7 protein-coding genes and 2 pseudogenes are annotated in these 8,395 nt (G+C 42.6%); 4 read left to right on the top strand and 5 right to left on the bottom strand.

Annotated elements, in window-relative coordinates; all coding sequences use genetic code 11:
• Positions 1 to 181, bottom strand: a pseudogene (locus BM135_RS07785) (IS982 family transposase); the annotation flags it as partial.
• Between the two features lie 92 nt (positions 182 to 273).
• Positions 274 to 504 (bottom strand): annotated as a pseudogene (locus tag BM135_RS07780) (site-specific integrase); the annotation flags it as partial.
• Between the two features lie 228 nt (positions 505 to 732).
• Between BM135_RS07780 and srmB the strand changes: the two are divergent.
• On the top strand, positions 733 to 2,073 hold the full coding sequence (srmB, locus tag BM135_RS07775; protein ID WP_092519199.1) for an ATP-dependent RNA helicase SrmB: 1,341 nt from the start codon (positions 733 to 735) through the stop codon (positions 2,071 to 2,073).
• 123 nt (positions 2,074 to 2,196) lie between these two features.
• On the opposite strand, the gene BM135_RS07770 is transcribed toward srmB, so the two are convergent.
• On the bottom strand, positions 2,197 to 3,294 hold the full coding sequence (locus BM135_RS07770; RefSeq protein WP_092519198.1) for a Tle-like phospholipase domain-containing protein: 1,098 nt from the start codon (positions 3,292 to 3,294) through the stop codon (positions 2,197 to 2,199).
• A gap of 223 nt (positions 3,295 to 3,517) precedes the next feature.
• Positions 3,518 to 3,901, bottom strand: coding sequence for an autonomous glycyl radical cofactor GrcA (grcA, locus tag BM135_RS07765; RefSeq protein ID WP_092519197.1), 384 nt, complete (start codon positions 3,899 to 3,901; stop codon positions 3,518 to 3,520).
• 336 nt (positions 3,902 to 4,237) lie between these two features.
• Between grcA and ung the strand changes: the two genes are divergently transcribed.
• On the top strand, positions 4,238 to 4,927 hold the full coding sequence (gene ung / locus BM135_RS07760; protein ID WP_092519196.1) for a uracil-DNA glycosylase: 690 nt from the start codon (positions 4,238 to 4,240) through the stop codon (positions 4,925 to 4,927).
• Positions 4,928 to 5,006: 79 nt separating this feature from the next.
• Here ung and grpE read toward each other — a convergent pair whose 3' ends face one another.
• Positions 5,007 to 5,588, bottom strand: a complete 582-nt coding sequence (gene grpE / locus BM135_RS07755; RefSeq protein WP_092519195.1) for a nucleotide exchange factor GrpE — start codon at positions 5,586 to 5,588, stop codon at positions 5,007 to 5,009.
• Between the two features lie 124 nt (positions 5,589 to 5,712).
• Between grpE and nadK the strand changes: the two genes are divergently transcribed.
• Together nadK and recN are read left to right on the top strand one after the other, a co-directional pair.
• Positions 5,713 to 6,591 carry an NAD(+) kinase gene (gene nadK, locus BM135_RS07750; RefSeq protein WP_092519194.1) on the top strand — a complete coding sequence of 293 codons (879 nt, stop codon included), beginning with the start codon at positions 5,713 to 5,715 and terminating at the stop codon, positions 6,589 to 6,591.
• A 117-nt stretch (positions 6,592 to 6,708) separates the two neighbouring features.
• The gene (gene recN / locus BM135_RS07745; protein ID WP_092519193.1) at positions 6,709 to 8,382 is read left to right on the top strand and encodes a DNA repair protein RecN; all 1,674 of its coding nucleotides are present in this window, start codon (positions 6,709 to 6,711) and stop codon (positions 8,380 to 8,382) included.
• Positions 8,383 to 8,395: the final 13 nt, after the last annotated feature.

The following is an 8,395-nucleotide window of genomic DNA, read 5'->3' as shown; positions in this document are numbered from 1 at the left end:
TAAAATCACGATAATGCGACAGATGAAAGAGGCGCAAGATGGTCATGATTTCACTGGGATACATATGACCTTTTCTACGACGTAGGCGATATCCCTTCTTGAGACAAAATTGTTCCCATTGTGGAATGAAAAAACGACAAAAGTCATCGACACCGATGAAAATTTCAACTAAGTTGTTCATAGCCTGTTCCTCACCGGAGCTGTTTCGGCCTTCACCAAAACATTGCTCCGGGAACAGGCTTCTCGTCAATTTCTTATCCAGAATTCGGGTTATTTATGTAGTAGAGTGCCAACCGTAAAATTCTCGACTTCATCCTGTGTGGGAATCCCATTTTGTTCTAGTTCGGCTACACGCATAGCACCCCATGTTTTGGCGTGGGACTGTTTTCAGAATGTGCGGTTCTCTCTGTAAATATATTTACCACCAGATTTAACGCCAACAGTACAGCGATAACGGATAGTGCCATCTGCGCGCGGGCGTTTTTCTATGCTATAGTAGGCCATCTGTAGTGCTCTCCAGTTCAAATTCTCACGATGTGAAGGGGTGCTATTAGGGGTGCTGATAATCCCAAAATAGTTCAAAATTCCCTTAAATGCACGAAAATCAGCGAAAACAACAACTCAAGAAATTCAGCATAATAGCGAGCTACGGCGGGAGTCTGGCATGTTATTTGGGTATTTTCTTTTTCCGTTTTACCGATTTATAATCGGCGACCCAAACAGAGGTATATGATGACTGCAACAAACTTTTCCGAATTCGAACTTGATGAATCCCTGCTTGATGCACTGAACGAAAAAGGCTACGAACGCCCGACTGCCATTCAAGAGGCAGCTATTCCTGCTGCTATGAATGGACGCGATGTACTAGGCTCAGCGCCAACCGGCACAGGTAAAACCGCCGCTTATCTATTGCCGGCACTACAACATTTACTGGATTTTCCTCGCAAAAAATCGGGGCCTCCACGTATCTTGATTTTGACTCCAACCCGTGAGCTGGCAATGCAAGTTGCAGAGCAAGCAAAAGAACTTGCAGCACACACACACTTGGACATTACCACAATAATCGGTGGTGTCGCCTACATGAATCACGCGGAAGTATTCAGTGAAAATCAGGATATTGTTGTCGCAACGACAGGACGTTTGCTGCAATACATCAAAGAAGAAAATTTCGACTGCCGTGCAGTGGAAACACTGATCCTTGATGAAGCTGACCGTATGCTGGATATGGGATTCGCCAATGATGTCGAAACTATTGCGGGTGAGACTCGCTGGCGCAAACAAACGTTATTATTCTCCGCAACCCTGGAAGGCGAATCCATCCGTGATTTTGCCGAGCGACTGTTAACTGATCCTGTTGAGATCGATGCTGAACCTTCTCGTCGTGAACGTAAAAAAATTCAGCAATTTTATTATCGTGCTGATACGTTAGAACATAAAACAGCTTTGCTGTGTCAGCTTCTCCAGCAACCTGATGTTACCAAATCGATTGTTTTCGTCCGCAAACGAGAACGTGTACGTGAACTTGTTGATTGGCTGAGCCAAGCAGGTATTCAGGCTAGTTTCCTTGAGGGCGAAATGGTACAAGCCAAGCGCACAGATGCCGTGAAACGCCTGAATGATGGTAAAGTCAATATTCTGGTCGCAACCGACGTTGCTTCCCGTGGATTGGATATCGAAAACGTCAGCCACGTTTTTAACTTTGATTTACCCCGTACCGCAGATGTTTACCTGCACCGGATTGGTCGTACTGCTCGCGCAGGCCGTAAGGGAACAGCCATTGCTCTGATTGAGGCACACGATCATCCACTTTTGGGTAAAATCAGCCGTTATCTCAAAGAACCTTTGAAAATGCGGGTCATTGATGAGCTTCGTCCGCAAACCAAAGCGCCAAGTGAGAAAAAAAGCTATAAGCCATCCAAAAAAGTGTTGGCAAAACGCAAAGAGAAGAAAAAAACAGAAAATACAAAGAGCAGCCGCGTGAAAGTTCGTCATCGCGACAGTAAAAATATTGGTAAACGCCGTACTCCTTCAGGTCATTCCAAGCCAGAAATAACTGAATCCAGCAACGATTAATTATCAGAATATGGGCGAAGTCATACAATGGCTTCGCCTCCCAACTCATTCACCATTTACTTTAAAAACAGCACACTCAAAACATCATATAGTGTAACTCTGCTCATGCCGCTGTGATGCGATTTATTGATAAACCTCCTCAAATTGCTCCCTAATTACAGAATCATCTATAGTCATTGCCAATGATTGCAAGGAAACGATATTCACATCATCCTCTTCATTCTCGTCGACACTATCGGCTGACGCCAGCATAGTATCGCGATCATTCAACCAAGGCTCCTGTTCTGTCATTAATTCCAGAACAGCTTCCAAAAAGTGAGCCTTAAATGAGTGCAATCCATATCGATGAGGTAAAGCATCCCAGACGTTCTTCAGTTCATATTCATACTTGAGGTCTATGGTATTTCCCATCGGTTTAGGAACGGGCAATTTTTTCTGCAAGATATCCAGCCAGTCGTGCTGGACGGCATAGTGCCGTATCAAACCGTTATCTGCCAATTCGCGCGCAACTTCAGGTGATACTCCCATACGTTTCAATGTCTCATCTGAAACACCAGCAGCATTATAAATAACAGCAGGCTTCCCTGTTGCTAATGCAGCCACTGTTGCCAATCCGCCGCCCAATGAATGCCCCGTGAAAATGACATTTTCCCCAAAGATTTTTAATGCCTTATGTGCCAATTCCAAAGCTTGATTATATTGTTTTTCATTATAGCCAAGCCCCTGACGAATGCTTGCCATGAAATCTTTTAATTCATTCGATCCTGTGAAAGAAACAATATATAACCCATTATTTTGGTATACGCCGGCTTGAAACCCTGTTGAATAATCATTCAACGTTTCAGGTTCAATGCCGACTTTCAATAAATCATCATCAGACAGACGCACATAATCGCCAACCCCTAAACTGCTCTGCCGATAAACATCACGAGTAACCAGTGTCAGAGAATAATCGATCGGTTGAGAATGTTTTCCAGCAATATCATTGGCTTTCAATTCGGATGCTACTATTGCACTCGCATTTAAATTATTAATCAGTGATTGATAGAGCACATTAGCCTGTTTAGTACTTTCTGAAAGTGAAATATTTGAGGAAGAAATGTGATCAGCTTTGTCTGGTGGTGACTGACCTGGAGAATTAATTTGAGGTAGCAGAGAATTCTCTTGTAATGAATAATTCCCTAATTCGCTGAGAAAACTGGTGTTAATTGATAAGTCCATAAAATTCTCCTACAGATTATTCAGGTTTGGGATAGTTTAAAAACCTAAATTCTCTATCGGCAGAATATTTAACAAATTAAGAGTAAATTTAATCTTTAATTAACAAAATATAATTCCACTTTAAACATGAGGAATTATATTTCGTTATTTATTCAAATAAGAAAGGGAGTATTAATTCTCCCTTTAGACTTTTTGCTTGATACACTTTTGTTTGATAAAAAAGTTACAGGCTTTCTGTAAAAGTACGCGCAATAACATCACGCTGCTGTTCTGGGGTCAATGAGTTAAAGCGTACAGCATAACCAGATACACGAATAGTAAGCTGAGGGTATTTTTCAGGGTGTTTTACCGCATCTTCCAGCGTTTCACGGCGTAAAACATTAACATTCAGATGTTGACCACCTTCTACGCGCACCGTTGGTTTGACTTCTAACGGAATCTCACGATATTCAAACTGCCCCAATTCCTCTTTGGCAACAATCTGGCCTTCATCGTAATCCGCTTTGGCACAGATACAACGCGCTTCATTTTTTTCATCATCCAACAGCCAAAAAGAATTCATCAATGCAGCATTGTCAGATTGGGTAATTTGAATCCCAGTAATCATTTATACCTCCAACTTCATTATCTTGGTTATTTAGTTAAGCCATTATTTAATCAACCATCGTTCTTAATTTCCTGTATACCAGCACAAATGAGAATATTCTTTGATGAAAATCAACTAATTTTGTAAGGTTATTAACCATGAACTCATAATTGTCTGTTTTAAATAATCTTTTATATAATGATTGGATGAGATTATTTTTGTATTTTTTCAAAAAAGTTTATAAAAACAGATTTTCATTCTAGGAGTTAAGCACGGATTGGACTTAGAGGGTTTCCCTATTCCAAGGGAATCGGTAAGCTTAGACTTATCTGATAATCATCTAGAAAGGGATTGGCTATGTCCGTACCGTCCACACTTCTCACATGGCACGATGTCATCGGCAACGAAAAAAAACAGCCTTATTTCGTTGATACATTAACTTATGTTGCTAATGAACGTCAGGCTGGAAAAATTATTTATCCGCCTCAGCAAGATGTTTTCAACGCATTCCGCTATACCGAATTGGCTGATGTAAAAGTGGTGATTTTGGGACAAGATCCTTACCACGGACCGAATCAAGCCCACGGTCTGGCTTTCTCTGTACAACCGGGCATTCCTGCACCACCTTCCCTTGTTAATATGTACAAAGAATTGGAATCAGATCTTGCTGGATTTACTCGCCCCAATCACGGTTGTTTGATCAGCTGGGCAAAACAGGGGGTATTGTTGCTCAATACCGTACTGACCGTTGAGCGCGGTAATGCACATTCTCACGCTAATTTAGGATGGGAAACATTCACTGACAAAGTTATTACAGCAATCAATGAACATCGCAGCGGAGTTATTTTCTTGCTTTGGGGGGCTCATGCCCAGAAAAAAGGGCGTTTTATTGATACCCAGCGCCATCATGTATTAAAAGCACCACATCCTTCCCCTTTGTCTGCCCATCGTGGATTTTTAGGCTGTAAACATTTTTCACAGGCTAATACGCTGTTAGAAAGTCAAGGATTGTCTCCGATAGATTGGACGCCTCTATTACCTCAATAACATTATTCCAATAACTAATTTCTACTTACAAAAATGCCGCCTTATGAGTGGCGGCATTACATCACAGGATACCGTGATTTTATTTAGAAACGGCAACCATTGCAGGGCGCAGCAAACGACCATTCAAGGTATAGCCTTTCTGCATCACCAACATAACATGATTAGGTTCATGCTGATCAGATTCCATCATAGCCATCGCCTGATGCACTTCTGGATTGAAAGGTACATTGATGTCACCGACCACTTCAACGCCAAACTTACCCACTGCATCAATAAAAGATTTCAGAGTCAGTTCAATTCCTTCAACCATTGACAGCAGAGTTTCATTGGTGCGATCAACCGCTTCTAATGCACGTTCCAGATTGTCGATAACTGGCAAAAGTTCATTGGCAAATTTTTCCAATGCAAATTTGTGTGCCTTTTCTACATCCAGCTCAGTACGACGACGAATGTTTTCCACTTCAGCACGCGCACGCAATATCGCATCACGCTCGTTAACCTGAGCCTGTTTCAGTTGTTCTTCCAACTCAGCAACACGCGGGTCAACAATGCTTTCAGTCTCTGGCGCGTCTGCCTGTTCTGCATTTATTTGTTGCTCTAATACATTTTCTGTATTTTCTGAGACTTGCTCGTCAGGTACTTTTTGGTCTTTACTACTCATGAATATCTCCGCGTATTTTGTATTATCTTCGCCATTCTCGCTTATTATGGGGATCAAAACGCGGGATTCAAGGGAACACATCATATTGTGAGGGCAAAACCACATGCTGAAGGAAATAATAGCAATGAATAATGAATTCAAATGCATCGGTATTGTCGGCCGTCCACGTCACCCGGAAGCACTGGCCACCCATGAAATGCTGTATCACTGGCTGGTATCTAAAGGCTATTGCGTTATTGTGGATAGACAGGTCGCAAAGGACATTGGTTTAAAAGATGCTCAGGTTGGCGGGTTGACAGAAATCGGTAAAATTGCCGATCTTGTGATTGTTGTCGGTGGTGATGGCAATATGCTTGGTGCAGCCAGAGTATTATCACGTTATGATATCAAAGTCATTGGCATTAACCGAGGTAATTTAGGCTTTCTGACAGATTTAGATCCAGATAATGCTTTACAACAGCTATCTGAAGTTCTGGATGGCGAATATCGAGATGAAAAACGTTTTCTGCTTGAAGCACAAGTTACAAAAACAGAGCATAAATCCCGATGTAGCACTGCATTAAATGAAGTCGTACTACATCCAGGAAAAGTTGCCCATATGATTGAATTTGAAGTATATATTGATGATCGCTTTGTTTTTTCCCAACGTTCAGATGGTTTGATCATAGCAACACCTACTGGCTCCACTGCCTATTCACTGTCTGCTGGCGGGCCGATATTAACCCCGAACTTGAATGCTATCGTGCTGGTACCGATGTTTCCGCATACTCTCTCAGCTCGTCCTCTTGTTATCAGCAGCGAAAGCAGTATTCGCCTGAAGTTCGCCCAAAATAACAGCGACTACGAAGTCAGTTGTGACAGCCAGATAGTCCTGCCAATCCAAGATGGTGAAGAGGTGATCATCAAACGCAGTGACTATAATCTGCATTTAATTCATCCAAAAGATTACAACTACTTCAATACACTGAGCACAAAATTGGGTTGGTCGAAAAAAATGTTTTAAAAACGAAGTCTCTCTACTTTACTGTATAAAAAACCAGTTTATACTGTATGGAAGCACAGACATGTTTCTATGTACAGGAGCGTGTTCTTATATACAGCAAAAAGAAGGAGGAGCACGATGCTGACTCAATTAACCATCAGTAATTTTGCTATCGTTCGTGAACTTGAAATCGATTTCCGCTCAGGAATGACAGCAATTACAGGTGAAACCGGAGCCGGTAAATCCATAGCGATTGATGCATTAGGTTTATGTCTTGGCAATCGTGGCGAAGCCAATATGGTTCGTCCAGGTGCTCCACGCACCGATCTTTGTGCTCGTTTTTCACTGACTGATGCTCCTTCTGCCCGAAAATGGCTTTTAGACCACCAGCTTGATGGAAGCTTCGATGATGATAATGAGTGCCTGCTGCGTCGTACAATCACCGCTGATGGGCGCTCCCGCGGTTTTATCAATGGTACTGCCGTGCCTCTTTCTCAATTACGTGAATTGGGTTCACATCTGATCCAAATCCACGGCCAACATGCCCATCAATTGTTATTAGAAAATCGTCACCAAAGGCGCTTACTCGATATTTATACGAGCGATTTTGAACTTCAGCATGAAATGGAACTGGCTTACCAACAATGGCGCCAAAGCTGTCAGGCTTTCTCCCAATTTCAACAACAAGCGCTTGAGCGTCGATCACGTCAGCAATTACTGGAATATCACCTGAAAGAACTGAACGAACTATCACCACAATCAGGTGATTATCAAGAGCAGGACAGCGAATACAAGAGGCTGGCAAACTGTGGGCAATTTTTGTCCGTCAGCCAAAATATTCTCCAGCTTTTAAGCGATAATGATGAGCAGAATATTACCAGTCTTCTCAGCTATGCTCGAAGTGAACTAACAGAGCTTGCCAGCATGGATCATAAGCTCAGTGGCCTGCTTAACATGCTGGAAGAAGCTGCAATTCAAATCAACGAAGTTAGTGACGAGTTACGTCATTACAGCGACCAACTGGAGCTAGACCCTAATCGTTTATTCGAACTGGAACAGAAAATCTCCCAGCAAATCAACATGGCTCGTAAACATCATGTTGCACCAGAAGAGTTGCCTGCATTGCATCAACAGTTATTGGAAGAACAGCATCAGTTATCCCAGCAGGAAGATGATTGTGCCCACCTGAGTGAACTTGTCAGCCTCCACTACCAGCAAGCCCTGACAGTGGCGGAAAAATTACACCATGTTCGCCAGAAATATGCCGTAGAATTGAGCCAGTTGATAACAAACAGCATGCACCAGCTTTCTATGCCTCATGGTCGCTTCACCATTGATATTACTTTTGAACCGGAACATTTAAATATCGATGGAGCCAGCAAAGTCGAATTCAATGTAACAACTAACCCCGGCCAACCTCATCAACCGCTGGCAAAAGTGGCATCAGGTGGTGAGCTTTCCCGTATTGCGCTGGCAATTCAAGTTATTACAGCGAAAAAAATGGAAACACCTGCGCTCATTTTCGATGAAGTTGATGTAGGCATCAGCGGCCCAACAGCTGCGATCGTTGGGCACCTACTGCGTGAATTAGGGGAATCGACCCAAGTTATGTGCGTCACCCACTTACCTCAAGTCGCAGGATGTGGACATCAGCACTTTTATGTCAGCAAGCAAACAGATGGTGAAGAAACAGAAACCCAAATGCAATTATTGGATAAAAAAGCACGACTCCAAGAACTGGCGCGGCTTTTGGCGGGAAGTGAGGTTACAAAAAACACTCTGGCCAACGCAAAAGAGCTGCTAGCGGCATAAATTAATACAACTT

Origin of the sequence: Xenorhabdus japonica, from assembly GCF_900115195.1 — a bacterium.
GTDB classification, from domain to species: Bacteria; Pseudomonadota; Gammaproteobacteria; order Enterobacterales; family Enterobacteriaceae; genus Xenorhabdus; species Xenorhabdus japonica.
The sequence above is the reverse complement of the archived record's forward strand: the minus strand, read 5'-3'. Positions and strand labels throughout refer to the sequence as shown.